Origin of the sequence: Terracoccus luteus (genome assembly GCF_003635045.1) — a bacterium.
Lineage (GTDB): Bacteria > Actinomycetota > Actinomycetes > Actinomycetales > Dermatophilaceae > Terracoccus > Terracoccus luteus.
Map to the genome: position 1 here is coordinate 736193 of NZ_RBXT01000001.1, position 19566 is coordinate 755758.

The 19566-nt window shown below is 72.4% G+C and carries 12 protein-coding genes, 1 pseudogene and 1 riboswitch; of the genes and pseudogenes, 10 read left to right on the top strand and 3 right to left on the bottom strand.

Translation table 11 applies throughout. From position 1 onward, the window contains the following. Positions 1 to 28: 28 nt before the first annotated feature. Both DFJ68_RS03455 and DFJ68_RS03460 read right to left on the bottom strand, forming a co-directional pair. Positions 29 to 1075, bottom strand: a complete 1047-nt coding sequence (locus DFJ68_RS03455; RefSeq protein WP_121031038.1) for an LD-carboxypeptidase — start codon at positions 1073 to 1075, stop codon at positions 29 to 31. 44 nt (positions 1076 to 1119) lie between these two features. Then, positions 1120 to 2448, bottom strand: a pseudogene (locus tag DFJ68_RS03460) (bifunctional o-acetylhomoserine/o-acetylserine sulfhydrylase); the annotation flags it as partial. Positions 2449 to 2579: 131 nt separating this feature from the next. Then, positions 2580 to 2681, bottom strand: a riboswitch (SAM riboswitch). Between the two features lie 200 nt (positions 2682 to 2881). On the opposite strand from DFJ68_RS03460, the gene DFJ68_RS03465 reads away from it, so the two are divergent. The 5 genes from DFJ68_RS03465 (at position 2882) to DFJ68_RS03485 (ending at position 10878) form a co-directional block, all read left to right on the top strand. Then, positions 2882 to 4048 carry an acyl-CoA dehydrogenase family protein gene (locus tag DFJ68_RS03465; RefSeq protein ID WP_121031043.1) on the top strand — a complete coding sequence of 389 codons (1167 nt, stop codon included), beginning with the start codon at positions 2882 to 2884 and terminating at the stop codon, positions 4046 to 4048. Between the two features lie 108 nt (positions 4049 to 4156). After that, positions 4157 to 5125, top strand: coding sequence for a glycosyltransferase family 2 protein (locus DFJ68_RS03470; protein ID WP_211333257.1), 969 nt, complete (start codon positions 4157 to 4159; stop codon positions 5123 to 5125). A gap of 52 nt (positions 5126 to 5177) precedes the next feature. Next, the gene (locus tag DFJ68_RS03475; protein ID WP_121031045.1) at positions 5178 to 6389 is read left to right on the top strand and encodes a CDP-glycerol--glycerophosphate glycerophosphotransferase; all 1212 of its coding nucleotides are present in this window, start codon (positions 5178 to 5180) and stop codon (positions 6387 to 6389) included. A 272-nt stretch (positions 6390 to 6661) separates the two neighbouring features. Further along, positions 6662 to 8032 (top strand): hypothetical protein, encoded by a 1371-nt coding sequence (locus DFJ68_RS03480; protein WP_147431504.1) that lies wholly within the window; start codon positions 6662 to 6664, stop codon positions 8030 to 8032. 146 nt (positions 8033 to 8178) lie between these two features. Beyond that, positions 8179 to 10878, top strand: coding sequence for a bifunctional glycosyltransferase/CDP-glycerol:glycerophosphate glycerophosphotransferase (locus tag DFJ68_RS03485; RefSeq protein ID WP_121031049.1), 2700 nt, complete (start codon positions 8179 to 8181; stop codon positions 10876 to 10878). 9 nt (positions 10879 to 10887) lie between these two features. Here DFJ68_RS03485 and DFJ68_RS03490 read toward each other — a convergent pair whose 3' ends face one another. Then, entirely contained in the window at positions 10888 to 12564 is a 1677-nt protein-coding gene (locus DFJ68_RS03490; RefSeq protein ID WP_170165693.1) for a glycosyltransferase family 2 protein, read from the bottom strand. A gap of 146 nt (positions 12565 to 12710) precedes the next feature. On the opposite strand from DFJ68_RS03490, the gene DFJ68_RS03495 reads away from it, so the two are divergent. The 5 genes from DFJ68_RS03495 to DFJ68_RS03515 all read left to right on the top strand — a co-directional run bounded on the left by DFJ68_RS03495 (position 12711) and on the right by DFJ68_RS03515 (position 19532). Then, positions 12711 to 14852 (top strand): acyltransferase family protein, encoded by a 2142-nt coding sequence (locus DFJ68_RS03495; RefSeq protein WP_121031053.1) that lies wholly within the window; start codon positions 12711 to 12713, stop codon positions 14850 to 14852. A gap of 163 nt (positions 14853 to 15015) precedes the next feature. Then, positions 15016 to 15771: an ABC transporter permease gene (locus DFJ68_RS03500; protein ID WP_245963436.1), complete on the top strand. Its 756-nt coding sequence runs from the start codon at positions 15016 to 15018 to the stop codon at positions 15769 to 15771. Further along, positions 15771 to 16514 carry an ABC transporter ATP-binding protein gene (locus tag DFJ68_RS03505; protein WP_121031057.1) on the top strand — a complete coding sequence of 248 codons (744 nt, stop codon included), beginning with the start codon at positions 15771 to 15773 and terminating at the stop codon, positions 16512 to 16514. The genes DFJ68_RS03500 and DFJ68_RS03505 overlap by 1 nt, the downstream gene beginning before the upstream one ends. 299 nt (positions 16515 to 16813) lie before the next feature. After that, on the top strand, positions 16814 to 18697 hold the full coding sequence (locus tag DFJ68_RS03510; protein ID WP_147431505.1) for a DUF5941 domain-containing protein: 1884 nt from the start codon (positions 16814 to 16816) through the stop codon (positions 18695 to 18697). Between the two features lie 22 nt (positions 18698 to 18719). Next, positions 18720 to 19532, top strand: coding sequence for a CDP-alcohol phosphatidyltransferase family protein (locus DFJ68_RS03515; protein ID WP_121031061.1), 813 nt, complete (start codon positions 18720 to 18722; stop codon positions 19530 to 19532). The last annotated feature ends 34 nt before the right edge of the window (positions 19533 to 19566 follow it).

Sequence of the window (19566 nt, forward strand, 5' to 3'; positions counted from 1 at the left end):
CCGGGTGGTGGTCGAGCGACCAGGACCGTCAGTCGAGCCACTGCGTGACCCGGTGCCCACCGCCGTCGTCGGGGGCGTGCACGACCTCGGTGCGGGCGGCGGCCACGAGGGCGAGGTACGGCGGCACGTGGCCGCACTCGACGTCGGCGAGGATCGGCACGCCGAGCCCGCCGAGGGCGTCGACGACCGCCTCGTGCTGGGTCATCGTGTCGGTGCCGGGGGCACGAGTCCGCGAGACGAGCACCCCCCGCGAGCCGTCGAACCACCCCGCGAGGCGCATCCCGTGCAGGGCCCGCCCGATGTCCGGCGCCGGCCACTCGCACACGTCGAGCGCGTGGAGCAGACCGTCGGGGGCGTGCTCCCGCGCGAAGGCGGGCACGTCGCCGAAGCGGGTGCCGGCGACGGCGACCATCGTCTCGACGCACCCGGGCAGCAGCCGCCCCGTGAGCCGCGCGGGCTCGCCCTCGTGGCCGGGGTCCAGCCGCGTCCACGTGCCGGGGGCGTCGAGGGTGAACGTCGACACGGCGGGGTCGCGCTCGTAGTCGTCCCACCCCTCGGCGCGGAAACGGCCGGGGGAGCGCTGCTCCACCTCGGACCCCCGTGGGGCGCTCGCGACGTCGACCCAGTGCCGGATGCCGTCGGGCGTGGCGTAGGGGGTGTCCATGAGGTTCTGCCCGTGCAGCGTCGCGACCCCGGTGAGCAGGGTGAGCGGCGTCAGCCACGTGGAGGTGTCGGAGAAGCCGACGCACCACGTCGGCTCGGCGGCCGCCACCGCCTCCCACGCGATGAGCTCGAGCAGGTCGATGCCGGTCTCGCCGCCCCACGGCGGCACGACGGCACGCACCCGCGGGTCGAGCAGCATCCGGTTCAGCTCGGCCGCCCGCTGCTCACGGGGTGCGCTGACGACGCCCCCGCCACGCAGGCAGTCGCCGACCTCGACGCGAAAACCTCTGTCGCGCAACCACTGCAGCGCGACGTCGAGGCGCGCCCCGAGGCGGTCGGGGACGCCGGCGCTCGGGGCGGTGACCCCGATCGCGTCGCCGGGTCGCAGCGGGGCGGGGTAGCGCACGGTCATGCCGCCACCTTGCCACCGCCGCGACGACGACGACGACGTCTCGGTCAGGCCTTGGCGGCCGCGAAGCCCTGCTCGAGGTCGGCGACGATGTCGTCGACGTGCTCGATGCCGACGGACAGGCGCACGAGGCCGGGCGTCACCCCGGCGGCCAGCCGGTCGGCATCCGGACCCTGCGAGTGCGTCGTCGAGGCGGGGTGGATGACGAGGGAGCGGACGTCGCCGATATTGGCGACGTGGCTGTGCAGCGTCAGGCCCTCGACGAAGCGCCGGCCCGCCTCGAGCCCGCCGACGATCTCGAACGAGAGCACCGCGCCGGCGCCGCGCGGCGCGTACCTCTGCGCCAGGGCGTGCGACGGGCTGCTCGGCAGCGAGGCCCAGACGACCCGCTCGACCTGCTCGTGTCCCTCGAGGAAGGCGGCGACGCGGTGGGCGTTCTCGAGGTGGCGCTCGATGCGCAGCGACAGCGTCTCGAGGCCCTGCGCGATGAGGAAGGCGTTGAACGGCGAGGCGGCCGGGCCGAGGTCGCGCAGCAGCTGCACCCGGGCCTTGAGGATGAAGGCGAGGTTGGCCCCGAGGGGGCTGCCGACGCCGAGGTCGCGGGCGTAGACCAGGCCGTGGTAGCTGTCGTCGGGGGTGTTGTACTGCGGGAAGCGCTCGGGGTCGGCGGCGAAGTCGAAGGTGCCCGCGTCGACGATGACGCCGGCGATCGAGGTGCCGTGGCCGCCGAGGTACTTCGTCGCGGAGTGCACGACGACGTCGGCGCCCCACTCGATGGGGCGGATGACGAACGGGGTGGCCACCGTGTTGTCGACGACGAGCGGCACCCCGCTCTCGTGGGCGAGGGCGGCGACGGCCTCGATGTCGAGCACCTCGCTCTTCGGGTTGGCGATCGTCTCGCCGTAGAAGAGCTTCGTGTTCGGGCGCACGGCCTCGCGCCAGGAGTCGATCGAGGTGGGGTCGGCGACGAAGGTCACCTCGATGCCGTAGCGCGGCAGCGTGTTCTTGAGCAGGTTGTACGTGCCGCCGTAGAGCGAGGGCGAGGCGACGACGTGGTCGCCGGCCTCGGCGATGTTGAGGATGGCGAGCGTCTCGGCCGCCTGGCCGGAGGCGACGAGGAGGGCGCCGACCCCGCCCTCGAGGGCGGCGATGCGCTGCTCGACGACGTCGGTGGTCGGGTTCATCAGGCGGGTGTAGATGTTGCCGAACTCCTTGAGCCCGAACAGGTTCGCCGCCTGCTCGGTGCTCGTGAAGACGTAGCTCGTCGTCTGGTAGATCGGCAGCGCGCGGGCGCCGGTGACGCCGTCGGCGCTCTGGCCGGCGTGGATCTGCTGGGTCTCGAAGGACCACGTGGGGGTGTCGCTCATGGGGGCCTCGTCTCGGTCGGCGTCGACGCACCGGCCGTGGGTCCACGGGTGGGCGCACCGACGGGTCGGTGCGGGAGCGGTCGCTCCGCGCTTGCCCCGCGCCGTCCGGGCGACGTCGCCGCGGACAGGTGTCCGGACGGTGTCGGCGGATGCCGTGGGGCCAGGTCCTCACCCGGGGCACCCCACCGCGGTTGGAGGGTTGCCGGCCAGCGAGCCGGGGCTTGTCGCTGGCGCTCATGACCTGTCGGCACCCTACGCCCGGGGCGTGGCGGCGGTCAGCGGCGCGTCCTCATCCTGGGACGGGGTCGTCGTGCGACAGGGGTGGGAGCGGGGGTGGGAGCGGGGGCCGGGGGCTGGAGGAGTCGGTGGGGTGGCGGTGGGGTGCGTGACGGTGGTTACAAGGACGTCCTACGAAGTGCTACCTGCGAGTACGATCACCGTCGTGAGCACCAACGCCGACTTCGACCTGTTCCGCGTCTCTGAGGACCACGAGGCCCTGCGCGAGGCCGTCCGTGCCGTCTCCGAGGACAAGATCGCGCCCTACGCCGCGGCGGTCGACGAGGACGCGCGCTACCCGCAGGAGGCGCACGACGCCCTCGTCGCCTCCGACTTCTTCGCCCCCCACGTCCCCGAGGAGTACGACGGGGTCGGGGCCGACGCCCTCGCGACGTGCATCGTCATCGAGGAGGTCGCCCGGGTGTGCGCGAGCAGCTCGCTCATCCCGGCCGTCAACAAGCTGGGGTCGCTGCCGCTCGTGCTCGCCGGCAGCGAGGAGGTCAAGGCGCGCTACCTCACGCCGCTGGGCCGAGGCGAGGCGGCGTTCTCGTACGGACTCAGCGAGCGGGAGGCCGGCAGCGACACGGCCGCCATGCGCAGCCGGGCCCGGCGCGACGGCGACGACTGGGTGCTCACCGGGCAGAAGTCGTGGATCACCAACGCCGGCGTGTCCGAGTACTACACGGTGCTCGCCGTCACCGACCCCGACGGCCCGCGGGGCGGCAACGTCACGGCGTTCGTCGTCGAGAAGTCCGACGAGGGCTTCACCTTCGGCGAGAAGGAGCGCAAGCTCGGCATCAAGGGCAGCCCGACCCGTGAGCTGCACTTCGAGAACGTGCGGCTGCCGGGTGACCGGGTCGTCGGCGAGGTCGGCGGCGGGCTCAAGCTCGCGCTGCGCACCCTCGACCACACCCGCGTCACGATCGGCGCGCAGGCCGTCGGCATCGCGCAGGGCGCCCTCGACCAGGCCGTCGCCTACGTCAAGGACCGCCGCCAGTTCGGCAAGGCCGTCAGCGAGTTCCAGGGCGTGCAGTTCATGCTCGCCGACATGGCGATGGAGCTCGAGGCCGCCCGTCAGATGGTCTACGTCGCCGCCGCCAAGAGCGAGCGCGGCGACAAGGACCTCGCCTTCTTCGGTGCCGCCGCCAAGTGCTTCGCCTCCGACGTGGCCATGAAGATCACGACGGATGCCGTGCAGCTGCTCGGTGGGGCGGGCTACACCCGCGACTTCCCCCTCGAGCGGATGATGCGCGACGCGAAGATCACCCAGATCTACGAGGGCACCAACCAGGTGCAGCGCATCGTCATGGCGCGCCAGCTGCTCGGTCGCTGACCCCGCGCCACGGCATCCGGCCTCGACCGACGGACTCGGGTGGGGCAGTAGGCTGACCGCCGTCCCGCCCCAGCCGTGCCACGGCTCCCCTTCCGACAAGGACCCCGCGTGCAGTCGTTCCCCCCGGTCAGCGTCATCATGCCGCTGCTCAACGAGGAGCGGCACCTCGCCGACGCCGTGGACATGGTGCTCGCGCAGGACTACCGCGGCGAGCTCGAGGTCGTGCTCGCCCTCGGGCCCTCTCGTGACCGCACCGACGAGGTGGCCGAACGGGTCGCCGCGGCCGACCCCCGGGTGCGCCTCGTGCGCAACCCCTCGGGGCGCACGCCCGACGGCCTCAACGCCGCCATCGGCGCCGCGACGGGTGAGGTCGTCGTCCGCGTCGACGGCCACGCCGAGATCCCCACGGACTACGTCTCGACCGCCGTCGCCGAGCTCGTTCGGGTCGGGGCCGACAACGTCGGCGGGATCATGGACGCGCAGGGGAGCACCGACTTCGAGCGTGCCGTGGCCGCCGCGATGCGCAGCCCGCTCGGGGTGGGCGCGTCGCGCTTCCACACCGGCGGCTCGGCGGGGGAGTCCGACACCGTCTACCTCGGGGTGTTCCGCCGCGAGGCGCTCGAGCGCGTGGGCGGCTACGACCCGCACTTCGCCCGGGCCCAGGACTGGGAGATGAACCACCGCATCCGCCAGACCGGCGGGACGGTGTGGTTCACACCCGACCTGCGCGTCACCTACCGCCCTCGTGGGTCGTTCCGGACGCTGGCCCGTCAGTACTTCCACTACGGCCGCTGGCGCCGCGTCGTCGCCGCCCACCACGAGGGCACCATCAACGCGCGCTACCTCGCCCCGCCGACCATGGTGGTGCTGACCGCGGCCGGTCTCGTCGCCGGTGTCCTCTGGGCTCCGGCCTGGGTCGTGCCGGCCGGCTACGTCGTCGGGGTGACGGTCGGCGGCCTCGCCATCAGCGGCGGCGAGCCGGTCCGGACCCGCGCGCTGACCCCCGCCGTGCTCGCCACGATGCACTGGGCGTGGGGGGTAGGGTTCCTGACGAGTCCGCGCCGCCTCATCCGCTGAGTCCGCCAGGCAGCTGACGACCTCGACCCGCAGACCCGGAAGGCAAGGCTCCGTGCTCGACTCCCTCAAGGCCGTGCTCGTCATCGTCATGCAGGGGTACCGGCGACGTCAGGCGACCCGGCGCCTCGCGGGGCGCCTCGACGCCTCGGGCATGACGCCCGGGAGCCCCACGGACTACCGGTGTGCGGTCTACTTCTCCGACGACCCGGTCAACGCCTACCAGATCCGCCAGTGGTACGCCCCCCTGGTCGCGCTGTCGAAGGTGCACCCGGTGGTCGTGCTGTCGCGTGTGCCCGACACGACGAACATCCTCCTCGACGAGTGTCCGCTGCCGGTCCTGCACGCCCCACGGATCGGCGACGTCGAGTCGTTCATGGAGCGTCAGGACGTCGGTCTGGTCCTCTACGTCAACCAGAACCTGCGCAACTTCCAGATGATCCGGTTCGCGCGACCGGCCCACGTCTTCGTGTCGCACGGTGAGAGCGACAAGTCGTACATGGCCTCGAACCAGCTCAAGGCCTACGACCGCGTCTTCGTCGCGGGGCGGGCCGCGGTCGAGCGGCTCGAGGGCTCGCTGGTCGACTTCGACGTCGCGGCCAGGGCCGTCCTCATCGGCCGTCCGCAGACCGACACCGCATACGAGGCGCCCGACCTGCCCATGGACGGCCGCACCACCGTGCTCTACGCGCCCACGTGGGAGGGCGACCGGCCGAGCATGCGCTACGGCTCCGTGTCGTCGCACGGCCCGCGCCTCGTGGAGGCACTGCTGGCCGACCGCCGGTTCCGGGTCGTCTACCGGCCCCACCCGCGCTCGGGCGTCTTCGACCCCGCCTACGGCCACGACTCCGAGCGCATCGCGGCGATGGTCGAGGCGGCCAACCGCGCCGACCCGGAGGCCCGTCACCTCGTCGACGTCGACACCGCGTTCGGCTGGCACCTCGGCCGCCTCGACGCGTGCATCAGCGACGTCTCCGCGGTGGCCCTCGACTGGGTCTCGACCGGCAAGCCGCTCGTGCTGACGACGCCCGCCGACCCGTCCGTGGAGGTCGAGCCGACCCCGCTGTCGACCGTCGTGCCGTCCATCGCGGCGGCGGAGAGCGGTGACGTCGTCGCCGTGCTCGACCGGGAGATGACCAGCCCGCATCCCGGGACGGCCGAGGTCATCGAGCACTACTTCGGCGATACGAGCCCCGGCGCGGCCACGCGCCGGTTCGTCGAGGCGTGCGACGTCCTCGTGCGCGAGCGGTCCACCGTCCGACTCTGACCGTCCGATCCTGACCCTCGGGCCCGGCGCCTGACACCGGAGCGTGGTGGTGCGGGTGGTGGTTCGGGGCGCGGTCGTCGGCCGGCGAGGAATCGTGGACCCGACCACCCGTGGGCTATTTTGGACGCGGATGCCCGCCGCCCGCCCCCGACCGCCTCACGGCTTGGAGTCCCTCCGTTGTCAGGTTCTCGGTGAACACGCAGTCACTCATGACGCGTGAGGGAGCCACTCCGGATCGGCCGGAGGCGCGGCGACCCGATCGCTCGCGGGCCGTGACGTCCGCCGCCGCGATGGTCGGCGGCATCCTCGCGGTCGCCCTCGTCACCGGGCTGGTCGTGCAGGTCGCGCACCCCTTCATCCGGCACGACGACTGGGGCTTCTCGCTCTCCTCCGACGAGCCGGGCAGCACCGACATCTGGGCCCGGAACCAGTACGAGGGGCGCTGGCTGACGTGGGTGTGGTGGCGCGTCCTCGGCCAGCACCTCAGCATCGTGATGGCGACGACCGTCTTCGTGGTCTCGTACTCGACCTGGGTCGTGGGCACGGTCCGGCTGCTGCGGCTGCGTCGCTGGTGGCAGCAGGCGGCGGCCACGACGGCGCTGCTCGTCTCGACCACCTGGATCCAGCTCGTGTACTGGCCCGGGACCCTCTCCCCGTCCATGGTCGTCGCCGCGGTGGCGGTGTGGACGCTCCCGTACGCCCGCCGCCGCCGGTCGACCTGGTGGCCGTGGCTCTTCCTGTCCGTCGGTCTGGCGGTCCTCAGCTACCAGCCGGTGGCCCTGCTGCTGCTCTTCGCGGTGGCGGTGACCGAGCGCCGCTCCGGCTTCCTCAGGCTCGTCCGGGTCGCCGTGGGGTTCGCCGTCGCCTACGCAGCCGGTGTGCTCGTCGTCTGGACGCTGAACTGGTGGGCGTTCGGCGTCTTCGGGGTGACGCTGGCGCAGTGGCGTCAGCCGAACCCGCTGCACAGCGTGGCCGACCTGGTGACGAACCTCGGGCGCTACCGCACCCAGCTGCGGTCCCTCGCCTCCGACCTGGGCCCCGCGCTCGTCGTCGGGGCCGTCGCCACCGTCGTGGGCCTGTGGGGCCGGCGGACGCGCCGCGCGACGGGCCTCGTGCTGGTGGCAGGACTCATGTCCGTGTCCGTCGAGGCGGCGGTGACGGTCGTGACGGGAGCGGTCACGGGGGTGCGGGCGTCGTTGTGGGCGTGGCCGCTCATCGTGCTCCCGGCCGCGTTGCTGGCCGCCGCCAGGGGACCCTGGGTGCGGCGGACCGGCGTCGTGTGCCTCCTGGGCCTCACGTTCGTCGGCATCCTCCAGTGGAGGAGCGACCTCGGCGAGCACCGACAGACCCGGGACGAGTACGACGCCCTCATCACGCAGGTCGCGGAGGCGCGGCAGCGGTTCCCGGGCCTGCCCGTCGTGCTGTGGATGGAACCTGCCATCCGCAAGACGGCGCGGGGGAACATGACGGCGGTCACGCTGCAGAACATGACGCAGGAGCAGCAGGGCGTCTACCCGCGCTGGTGCTCCAAGGCCCGGTGCGCCGCCATCGCCGCAACCGTGACGCCCCCTCCGCGAGGCGAGGTCGTCGTGGCGGACGGGGCCATCGTCCTGCGGGTGCCGCCTCCGCCCCGCTGGCTCTGAGCCGCGTTTCCCCGGACCGTTCCAGCGAGCCACGGCACCCCTACGGGGGCGTCCGGCCCTCGCGGTGCGCCCGATAGGCTTCCCCAACGGTTGTGACGACCCTCGACCGAGGGGCCGGCCCAGGGTTGTGCAGGAAGGTGTGACACGTGACGGAGACCGCCACCACGACATCACTCGTCGACGAGGATGCCGTTCCGCTCTTCTCGGTCGTGTCCGCCGTCTACAACGTGTCGCGCTACCTCCAGGAGTACCTCGACTCGCTCGAGAAGCAGACGTTCGACATGAGCCGGGTGCAGGTCGTCTTCGTCGACGACGGGTCGACCGACGACTCGCGGGCCGTGCTCGAGGAGTGGGCGGGTCGCGCCCGCAGCCAGGTCGTCGTCCTGCACCAGGAGAACGGCGGCCAGGCGTCGGCCCGCAACCGCGGTCTCGAGCACGCGACCGGCGAGTGGGTCACCTTCACCGACCCCGACGACACGCTGGGCCCCGACTTCTTCCAGTCGATGGCCGACTTCGCGGCCGAGCACCCGGACGTCCAGTTCCTCTCGGCCAACGTCGTGCTGCACAACGAGAGCACCGGTGCGTTCGCCCGGCATCCGCGCTGGAAGATGTACGAGGGGGACCGCCTCATCGACCTCGACGTGGCGACGGCGTACATCCCCGGCAGCTCGACCACCTCCTTCATGCGTCGCGAGACCGTCGGGGACCTCAGGTTCAACGCCGAGCTCCGGCCCAACTTCGAGGACGGTGACTTCGCCGTCCGCTACCTGTTGAGGGCCCCGCACCGCACCACGGGGTTCATCGGGTCGGCCCGCTACTTCTACCGCAAGCGCAGCGACCAGAGCTCGACCCTGCAGACGGGGATCTCCGTCACGGGCCGGTACTCCACGGTGCCTCGCGACGGCTACCTCGCGCTGCTGCGCGAGGCCGCGCGCGACGGCGGCCGGGTACCCATGTGGGTGCAGCACGTCATCCTCTACGAGCTGTCCTGGTACTTCTCGTCGGAGGACGCGATGGGCAACTCCGCGTCCGCGATCGGGGGCAGCCTGGGGGAGTCCTTCCGGGACGTCCTGGGCCAGATCTGCGACCTGCTCGACGAGGACGTCGTCGACGCGTTCGCCATCCGCAAGCTCATGCCGCACTGGCGCGATCTCATCCTGCACGGGTTCCGGGGGACGTCGTGGCACACGCCCTACGTCATCCTCGACCGCTACGACCGCACCAAGAAGCAGGTGCGGGTGCTCTACCGGTACATCGGGGAGGCGCCGAAGGAGTCCGTGCTCTCGCGGGGTCGCGAGCGCGCCCCGCAGTACGGCAAGCACCGGGCGATCTCGTTCTTCGGCGACGTCGCCATGTGGGAACGCATCATGTGGGTCGACTCGCGCAGCAGCGTCGAGGTGCGGCTCGACGGCGCGCGCATGGAGATCATCGCCGGCTGGCGCGGCCCCAAGACCCGCGTCCTGGGCGCGCGCGCCATCGTCAACCGCTTCCGACGCCGCCTCGGTCCGGGCCGCCGGGCGTCCATCAAGCGACTCAAGGTCGACCCGGTGCGTGTGCTGGCGGGCCGCGGGCCGGTGCGGCAGCGGTTCCGCCGGTCCTGGGTGCTCATGGACCGGATCCACGACGCCAACGACTCCGGCGAGATCCTGTTCCGCTGGCTCCGCGACAACCGCCCCGACGTCAACGCGTGGTTCACCCTCGAGAAGGACACCCCCGACTGGAAGCGCCTCAAGGCGGACGGCTACGGCAAGCGTCTGGTCGCGCACGGTTCGCTCGAGTGGAAGCTGCTCATGCTCAACGCGACCCACCTCATCTCCTCGCACATCGACGCCCCCATCCAGAAGCCGCCGGCGATCCTCAAGCACGCGGCGCCGAGGTGGAAGTTCAGCTTCCTCCAGCACGGTGTCATCAAGGACGACCTCTCGCGCTGGCTCAACCCGAAGCAGATCGACCTCTTCGTCACCTCCACCTCCGCCGAGTACGACTCGATCGCGGGGGATGGCTCGCCCTACGTGTTCACCGCGAAGGAGGTCCAGCTGACGGGCCTGCCTCGCTTCGACCGCCTGCACGCGAAGGCGAAGCAGTTCAGCGGAGACGGGTGCGACCTCATCCTCGTCGCGCCGACGTGGCGCAACTGGCTCGTCCCGCCGCTCCAGGCCGGCAGCCAGCGACGGGTCATCGACCGCCACTTCTTCGACACCGAGTACGTCCAGCAGTGGACCGCCTTCCTCGGCAGCCGGGAGCTGTCCGACCTGGCCGCCCGCACCGGCAAGAGGATCGCCTTCCTCCCCCACCCGAACATCCAGCCGGCGCTCGACGACATGCAGCTGCCCGAGTCGGTGGTCCGGCTCTCGTTCGACGGCAACGACGTCCAGGAGTACTTCGCCCGGGCCGCCGTGCTCGTCACCGACTACTCCTCGATGGCCTTCAACGCCGCCTACATGGACCGCCCGGTCGTCTACTTCCAGTTCGACGCCGAGCGCGTGGAGTCCGGTGGGCACGTCGGTCGCGCCGGCTACTTCACCTATCCCCGTGACGGGTTCGGTCCGGTGGTCTCGGACGTCGACGCCGCGGTGGCCGCCGTCGGCGACATCGCCGAGAACGGCTACACGTCCCGGCCGCAGTTCCAGGACCGGATCGACCGGACCTTCCCGAACCGGGACGGCCGGTGCTGTGCCCGGGTCACCGAGGCCATCGAGGAGCTGGGTCGGCCCGCGCCCAAGCAGAGCCTGCCACCCGTCGACGACGATGCGGGTACACCCGTCTCCCGTGCGCGGCGTGCGGACGACGTCCCCGCCCCGGACGACGACATGGCCGACCTCGGCGAGGTGTCGGCCGGCGACTGAGCCCACGGCTCAGGGGCGCGTCCCCTCGGGGCGCGCCGAGCCTGATTCCCGCTCGGCGTCGGTCGTGCCCGCCGCGGCCGGCTGGGCGGTCGGCGCGGCGACCGGCACGGCCGGGACGGTTCGCAGGGAGAGGTTGCCGTTGCGGGTGCGGTAGGGAAGCAGACCGTTGACGGGTTCCGCCGGCGTGACCGACGCCGCCACCTCCACGGGCAGGGGCCCCGCCACCGACGGCGCCCCGCGGCGGCCGAGGACGTTCTCGAACGTGACCTTCACGTCCCACGTCGTCACGCTCCCGGGAGCGGTGTCGGGCTCCGGCAGGTCGAGGCCCACCTCGAACCGCCCGTGGGCGCGCACCCGGGTGGACGCCCGCCCCACCGTCGCCTTGGACCGGCGGTCACGCACCAGGGCGCTGACCCGCGCGAAGTGGCCGAGGGAGTCGTCGCCGTCGACGACAGTGCCGGCGAGGCGCAGCGTCGACCCGACGGGCCGGACGGCGGTGGCCGTCACGGTACGAAGTCGTCTGCCGCCGGCGTGGAGGGCCGCGACGAAGGCGGTCAGGTCGTGGTCGGCGGTCGCCTCCGACGCCGGGCGGTAGGGCCACCACCACCCACCCGCGCGGCGCGCGAGGGGCCGCTCGAGGTGGCGCCTGCGGTACGCGAAGAGGGATGCCGCCACGGCGCTGTCGGGCGGACCGTCGACGAGCTCGCGGACGAGCAGCCGCAGCGGCTGCGGCAGTCCCTCACGGGCCGTGGCCGGCAACCCGAGCAGGTAGCCACGCGCCGCGGTGACGAAGGCGGCGCGGTACTCCTCGTCGCGGGTGTCGAGGTCCTTGCCGTAGAGGGCGAGGTCGTGACCGAGGAACTTCTCGAGCTTCGGCGCCCGGAGGTCGGGGTGGGCCTCGAGCAGCGCGTCGATCTCCCGGTTCGCCGCGAGTCGGTCATGGAAGTTCTCGATGGCGTGGCGCCGGGCCGTGATCGACTCGCTGCCCTCCACGTTGTTGACGAACCAGTGGTAGACGACCTCGTCGAGGGTGGCGACCCGCCGCGCACCCAGCCACAGGGCGACGGTGAACGGCTGGTCCTCGTAGAGGATCCCCTCGGGGAAGCGGAGGCGGTGGCGCCGCACGAGGTCGACACGGATGGCCTTGGCCACGGCGATCGTGTCGTCCCACAGGGGCGAGTCGGGCCCGAGCGACCCGAGGACGCCGCCGGTGCCCTCGGCGTCGTCGGTTCCCCCGGTGCTCTCGGCGCCTCGGGTGTAGCCGGTGGCCTGCAGGGGTGTCACCTGCCCCGTGCGTTCGTTGTACCGCGCGACCGCCCCGGCGACGACGTCGGCGCCCTGCTCGCGCCCGCGGTCCACCAGTCGGCGCAGGGCGCCGGGCAGGTACTCGTCGTCGCTGTCGACGAAGGCGACCCACTCCCCGCGGGCGGCGTCGAGACCCCGGTTGCGGGCGGCACCCGGCGTACCGTCGTTGCGGTCGAGGTGGATGACGCGGACGCGACCGTCCGCGGCGGCCAGCCGGTCCGCCACCTCACCGGTGTCGTCGTCCGACCCGTCGTCCACGACGACGACCTCGATGTCGGAGGTGGTCCAGCCGGCCAGGGCCGAGGCGACGGCCCGGGGCAGGCGTTCGGCGTCGTCGAAGACGTTGCAGACGACGGTCAGGAGGGGAGCGGGGGTCTGCACGATGGGTTTCCTGTGACGGTGGGTGGCTGTCGACAGCGTAGGCTTCCGTGCGGCGTGGCGCCGCCGCCGGCCGCCGCGTCACTGTTGCTATTTTGTTCACCGTGCTGGGCACCCGCACCCGCACGATCACGGCTTGGAGCGCTCCCTTGGTCACTACCGACGGTACGGCCACGGTCGTCACCGGGGCTCCCGGAGGTGCCGCGACCCGGTCGACGGCGTCGACGAGGTCCGCCGGCTCGGGCCCGCGCAAGGACGTCCAGGCCCTCCGGGCCGTCGCCGTGGCCATCGTCGTGCTCTACCACTTCTGGCCGGCCCGGCTGACCGGCGGGTACGTCGGGGTCGACGTCTTCTTCGTCATCTCCGGCTACCTCATCACCACGCACCTGCTGCACCGCCCGATCGACGGCACCCGCGCCCTGCTCGAGTTCTGGGCCCGACGGGTGCGCCGGCTCATCCCGGCCGCCACCCTCGTCCTCGTCGTGACGCTCGCCGCCAGCCTCGTGTGGCTGCCGCAGACGGTCCTGGCCCGCATCTCCCAGGAGGTCATCGCCTCGGCGGTCTACGCCGAGAACTGGCTGCTGGCCCTCACCTCCACCGACTATCTCGCGACGGACCAGCTGCACTCACCCACCCAGCACTACTGGTCGCTGTCGGTGGAGGAGCAGTTCTACATCGTGTGGCCCGTGCTGCTGGGGGTGGCCTTCCTCGTCAGCCGCCGCCTCGGCCGCGCGTTCCGGTTCCCCCCGCTCGCCGTCGTGGGGACCATCACGCTGGCCTCCCTCGGCTTCTCGGCCTGGTTCACGGGGGAGGACCCGGCCCAGGCCTACTTCGTCTCGACCACCCGCGTGTGGGAGCTCGGCGTGGGGGCCACCCTCGCCGCTGCCCTGCACGCCGGCCTGCGGCTCCGGTCCAACGGCGTCCGCCTCGCCCTCGTGTGGGGCGGTCTGGCCGGCATCCTGTGGTCGGCGTGGACCTTCACCGCCGCCACCCCCTTCCCGGGGGTCGCCGCCCTGGTCCCGACGCTGGGCACCGCGGCCGTCATCGCGGCGTCGTCGGACGGGCTGCGTGGCGGGCCCTACCCCCTGTGGTCGTGGCGGCCGGTGCAGTGGCTCGGCGACGTCTCCTACTCCGTCTACCTCTGGCACTGGCCGGCGGTCGTCATCGCCCCCTTCGCCCTCGGCACCGACCGCGTGACGTGGGTGCACAAGCTCGTCATCATCGCCGGGGTGCTCGTCGTCTCGGCGCTGTCGAAGCGCTGGGTCGAGGACCTCATGCGCTTCACCCCGCGCATCGCGAGGAGCACCCGGCGCTCGTTCGTGCTGCTCGCCGCCTGCCTCGCGGTCTCGATCGGGTTCGGCGGCATCTCGCTATGGCAGGTGAACCGCTCGACGGCGCAGGCCCAGGCCGTCGTCATCGACAGCTCCGCGCCGTGCGTCGGTGCCGACTACCTCCGCACCGCGTCCTGCGCGGGCCGACAGGTCGAGCTGCTGACGGAGCCGGTCCGGGCCGCTGACGACAAGCCCGAGGTCTACGCCGACGACTGCTGGAACAACCGTCCGTTCACGCGTCGCAAGGTCTGCTCCTACGGGCCCGCGGACGCCACGACCACGGTCGCCCTGTACGGCAACTCGCACGCGGGCCAGTGGGCGCCGCCCATCCTCGCCGAGGCGAAGGCGAAGGGCTGGCGGGTCGACACCTACATCGCGTCCGAGTGCTACTCGGTCGACGTCACGGTCTCGTTCTCGACGACCGCGCTCCAGGACAACTGCTCCGCGTTCAACCGGTGGGCCCGCGACCGGATCACGAAGGGCAGGTACGACCTCGTCGTCATGTCCGACCGCACCCTGCAGCCCCTGGCCGGCGTCTCGGCCGCCCGCAAGACCGCGGTCGCGCAGGCGTCCTACTCCCGTGTCATGAAGACGTTCACCGCGGCCGGGTCCGCCGTGCTCGTCATCCGTGACACGCCGGGCGCGGCCCAGAGCGTCCCCGACTGCGTGGCCCGGTACCGCGAGAACCTCGGGCGCTGCGCCACGAGCACGACGTTCAACGGGACCGCGGGTCTGGAGCCCGACCCGCTCAGCGACGCCGCGGAGGCGATGGCGGGTGGGATGGTCTCGAGACTCGACGTCACCGACCTGCTGTGTCGCGACGGGTCGTGCCCGGCCGTGCTCGGCGGCCTCATCACCTACTTCGACCACGGCCACATGACCCGGACGTTCTCGCTGACCCTGCTGCCCGAGGTGTCACGGGCCATGACCGCCGCCCTGGCGGGGCGCACCGGCTCGTGAGCAGCGCGGTCGGGTGGCGGGAGCGACGCCGGATGCAGAGCACCTACACTTGGCCAGCGCGCGTGGGCCGGCACGGCCACCGCCCCTGTCCTCCGCACGAGAAAGTGGGCCCGGGTCGATGATCTTGCTGCCTCAGCTGCGAGGTGTCATCAGGCACAGGCAGGTGCTCGACACCCTCGTCCGCCGCGACCTCCGGGTCCGCTACGCCCAGAGCGCCGTGGGCTACCTCTGGACGATCATCGACCCGCTCGCCATGGCGATGATCTACTTCGTCGTCTTCAGCTACATCTTCAAGCGCTCCAGCGTGGGCTACGAGCCGTACGTGCTCTTCATCATCATCGGGGTGCTGGCCTGGCAGTGGTTCAACTCGTCGGTCAACGAGACGTCGCGGGCCCTGCTCGCCGAGGCCCGACTCGTGCGCTCCACGAACCTTCCACGGCCCCTGTGGGTCGTGCGTGTGGTCCTCGCCAAGGGCATCGAGTTCGTGCTCTCCCTCCCGGTCCTGGCGGGGTTCGCGATCTACTTCGTCCTGCGCGGTGACACGACCATCCACTACCGGATCGCGCTCGTACCGGTCGCCATCGTCATGCAGGCCCTCCTGCTCGTGGGCCTGGGCCTGCTGCTCGCCCCCGTCGCGGTGATCTTCAGCGACATGCCGCGCATCGTGCGCATCCTGCTGCGCATGGGCTTCTACGCCACCCCGATCATCTACGGAGCCCACGCCGCCCCGCCGGCGCTGCAGACGGTGCTGCTGCTCAACCCCATGGCCGGCATCCTCGAGATGTACCGCGCCGGGTTCTTCCCCGAGGAGCTCAACCTCCCGGCGATCATCTCGTCCGGCGTCATCACCCTCCTGACCCTGGTGGTCGGCACGATCGTCTTCCGCCGGCTCGAGTCCGCCGTGCTCAAGGAGATCTGATGCAGCCGGTCATCGAGGCGAAGAACCTCGGGGTGGAGTTCTTCCGCAGCCGGCGCCGGCAGATGTCCCTGCGCGAGATCGTCTTCAAGCGGCGCAACACCGCGCCCCGGGACACGTTCTGGGCCCTCAAGGACGTGTCGTTCACCGTGGCGAAGGGCGAGGCCGTCGGGCTCATCGGCGGCAACGGCGGTGGCAAGAGCACGCTGCTCAAGATGATCGCCGGCACCCTCATCCCCGACGAGGGCGCCGTGAAGGTGCGCGGGGGCGTGGCGCCGCTCATCGAGCTGACGGGAGGCTTCCTCGGCGAGCTCTCGGGGCGTGACAACGTCTACCTCGCCGCCGGCCTGCACGGCCTGAGCAAGCGGCAGATCGACGAGCGCTACGACGAGATCGTCGACTTCGCCGGGCCCCAGGTCAGGGACGCGATGGACCAGTCCTTCCGGCACTACTCCTCGGGCATGAAGGTGCGGCTGGCCTTCGGCCTCATCACCACCATCGACCAGCCCGTGGTGCTCGTCGACGAGGTGCTGGCCGTGGGGGACCGCGCCTTCCGCGAGCGCTGCTACGCGCGGATGGAGAACATGCTGGCCGGCGGGAAGACCCTCTTCCTCGTGTCGCACAGCGAGCCGGACCTCAAGCGCTTCGCCGAGCGAGGCCTCTACCTCAGGTCGGGACGGCTGGCCGGCGACGGCTCCATCACCGAGATGCTGGAGCAGTACCACCACGAGTCCGACGACTCGTGAGGCTGGGCGAGCCACCGCTCGTCGGCAGTGCCGCGGCGAGGTCGCTGCGCCACCCGCGCCGGCCACGGACGGCCGTGCTCGTGCACGACACTGCCCCCAGTGACGCCGCCAGTGACGCCTCCAGTGGTGCCTCCAGTGGTGCCGACGACGATGCCTGGGGTCGTGGCGGCCGGCCTCCGGTCTCCGTCCTCGAGCGGTCGCTGGGCGAGCTCGACGTGGCCGTGACCACGGTCTTCGCATCGACGCTCTCCGGGGACGCGACCCGGGGGCGCACACCGGCCGCGACGTCCACGTCGCACGTGACGTCCGCGCTGGAGCGACTGGCGGATGCCGCGGACGAGACCTCCGACTCGCCGCTGCTGGTGGGCGCCGCGGACCTCGAGGTGGGCCCCGTCGCCCTCCTCGACGTCGTGGACGGTCCCCGGGACGTGACGGGCGCGGTGACGTTGGAGCCCGGCGAGGTCGCCACCGACGACGGACGGGCCGTGCTCACCCCGGTCCGGGTGTCCCGCACCGGGCGCATCGAGTCGTCCGCGAGCCGGGTGCACTCGGTCAGCGACCCGACCGCCTTCGGCGTCGGTCTCGTGCGGGTGGCGGCCGGCGACCGACCGCGCGCCGCCGCCCTCTGGCGAGCCGCGGCCCGCCAGCTGCCCTCCGACGGCGTCGGCGACGCGACCACCGTCGACCTCGCCCTTCTGGCGCTCGTGCGAGGGGGGCTGCCCGTCGCCGCTCTGCCCCTGGGGCTCTACTCGGTGAGCCGCTCGGGGGTCCCGGTGGCGACGGCGTCCGGCTCCGGGTGGGAGCAGCGGCTGCGCAGCTCGTCCCGCGGGGACGACGGCGCCTTCTCCAAGGCCGTCGTCCGCCCCGTGTCACGCCGGCTCACCGCCGTCGGCCTGCGACACGACTGGCGCCCCAACGCCGTCACGGCCGTCAGCCTGTCCGTCGGGCTCGCCGCCGCCGCGCTCGTGCTCGTCGACTCCTGGTGGTGCTTCGCGCTCGCGGCCGTGCTGCTGCAGCTCTCGCTCGTCGTCGACTGCGTCGACGGCGAGATCGCCCGGTTCACCCGGTCGTACAGCCCGTTGGGCGCCTGGCTCGACGGGGTGAGCGACCGCGTCAAGGAGTTCGCGGTCATAGCGACGGTGACCACGGTCGCGGTGCGCCACGGCCACGACCTCTGGTGGCTGGCCATCGCGCTCGTCACCGTCCTGACGATCCGTCAGGTGGAGGACTACGCCTACCACGCGCGTCTGCGCGCCGGGGCCGCCCGAGCCGGCGCCCGGATGCCGCTCACCGACCCCGGCGACGGCGGGGCCGCCGACCGTCCGCACACCGTTCCCCGACCGGTCACCGGCCGGGCGCGCTGGACCCGCACCGTCAAGCAGGTCCTGCACGTGCCGATCGCGGAGCGCTACCTCATCATGTCGGTCGGGCTGCTGACGGGGAGCCCGACCCTGCTCCTCGTCGTCCTCGCCGTCGCGGTCGCGGTCGCCCTCGCGTGGACCCACGTCGGGCGTACCGTCCGGGCGCTGCGCGGGCGCGACGGGTTCGACCCCGCGCGACCGGACCCCGCCCTGGTCGGGCTGACGGACCTCGGACCCGTGGCCCACAGGCTGGCCGACACCGTGCGAGCGCCCGTGGCCGCGGCCTGGGCGGCCGTGGCTCTGTCCGCCGTCGCCGCCCTCGCCGTCGGGTGGGGCGGGTCGGTCGCGTCGGGCGGGGTGGGCGGTTCGGCGGGCGGGACCTCGACGGCCCTGGCCGTGGTCGCGGTGGTCGTGGCCGGCATCCTGCTCGGGCCGGGCTGTGCCGCTGCGGCCCGTTCGCGGCTCGGGTGGCTGCTCCCCGGGGCGATCGCGGCCGGGGAGGGCGCCGTCGTGCTGGCGGTCACGGCCGGGCTGCCCCCGTGGCAGCAGTGGGCCGGCTACGCGTGGATCGGCGCGGTGGCCTGGCACCTCTACGACACGACGTACCGCATCCGTTCGACCGGCCGGGGGCCGGCGCCCTGGGTGGCCCGGCTGACCCTGGGGGCCGAGGGCCGGACGCTGCTCGTCGTGGCCTGGTGGGCGCTGGGCCTGCACCCCGTCACGCTCTTCGTGGTCGGCGCGCCGCTGCTGCTGGTCTGCTGGGTGGCGGAGTCGCGCTACTCTTGGCGGCCGACGGCGAGGCGTCAGCGCGACTCCCACTGAACCGATCTCGCGAGGAGCACACGTGGACGTCGCTCACGACCCCACCGACGACCGGCCGACCCTGGCGCAGCTGAAGGCGGTCGTGCAGCCGCCCGAGCACATCGCCCGCTACAACGCCGAGCACTGGGCCGGGGCGCTCTACCTGCGCCACCTCTCGATCCACCTCACCCGGCTGCTGCTGCCGACCGGCATCTCGGCCAACGGCGTGACGACCCTCATGATCGTCATCGGTCTCGGCGGGGCCGTGGCGCTGCTCGTCCCCGGTCTCGTGGGGGCGGTCGTGTGCGTCGTCGCGATGCAGCTGCAGATCCTCTTCGACTGCTCCGACGGCGAGGTGGCCCGCTGGCGCCAGCGCTTCTCGCCCACGGGCATCTACCTCGACCGCATCGGCCACTACGTGACGGAGGCGGCCATCCCGGTCTTCCTCGGCATGCGCGCCGGCGGCTGGGACTGGTCCGACCCGCGCCGCGTCGACGGGTGGACCGCCGTCGGGCTGCTCGTCGCCGTGCTCGTGCTGCTCAACAAGTCGTTCACCGACCTCATGCACGTCGCGCGGGCCAAGTCGGGTCGCCCCGTCCTCGCCGACGTCGTCGACACCGCCCGACCGAAGTCCTCCGGCATGGCGCGGCTGCGGTCGTCGCTGGCCTACCTGCCCTTCTTCCGTGCGTTCATCGCCATCGAGGCCTCGCTGCTCGTGCTCGTCGCCGCCGTCGTGGATGCCGTGCACGGTGACCTCGTCGGGTCGCGGTTCCTCGTCGTCGTCATGGTGCCGCTGGCGGTGGTCACCGCGCTCGGCCACCTGGCCGCCGTGCTGGCCAGCTCGCGTCTGGACTGAGCCGACCCGGGTCGGTCACCGTGCGGCGCTGATG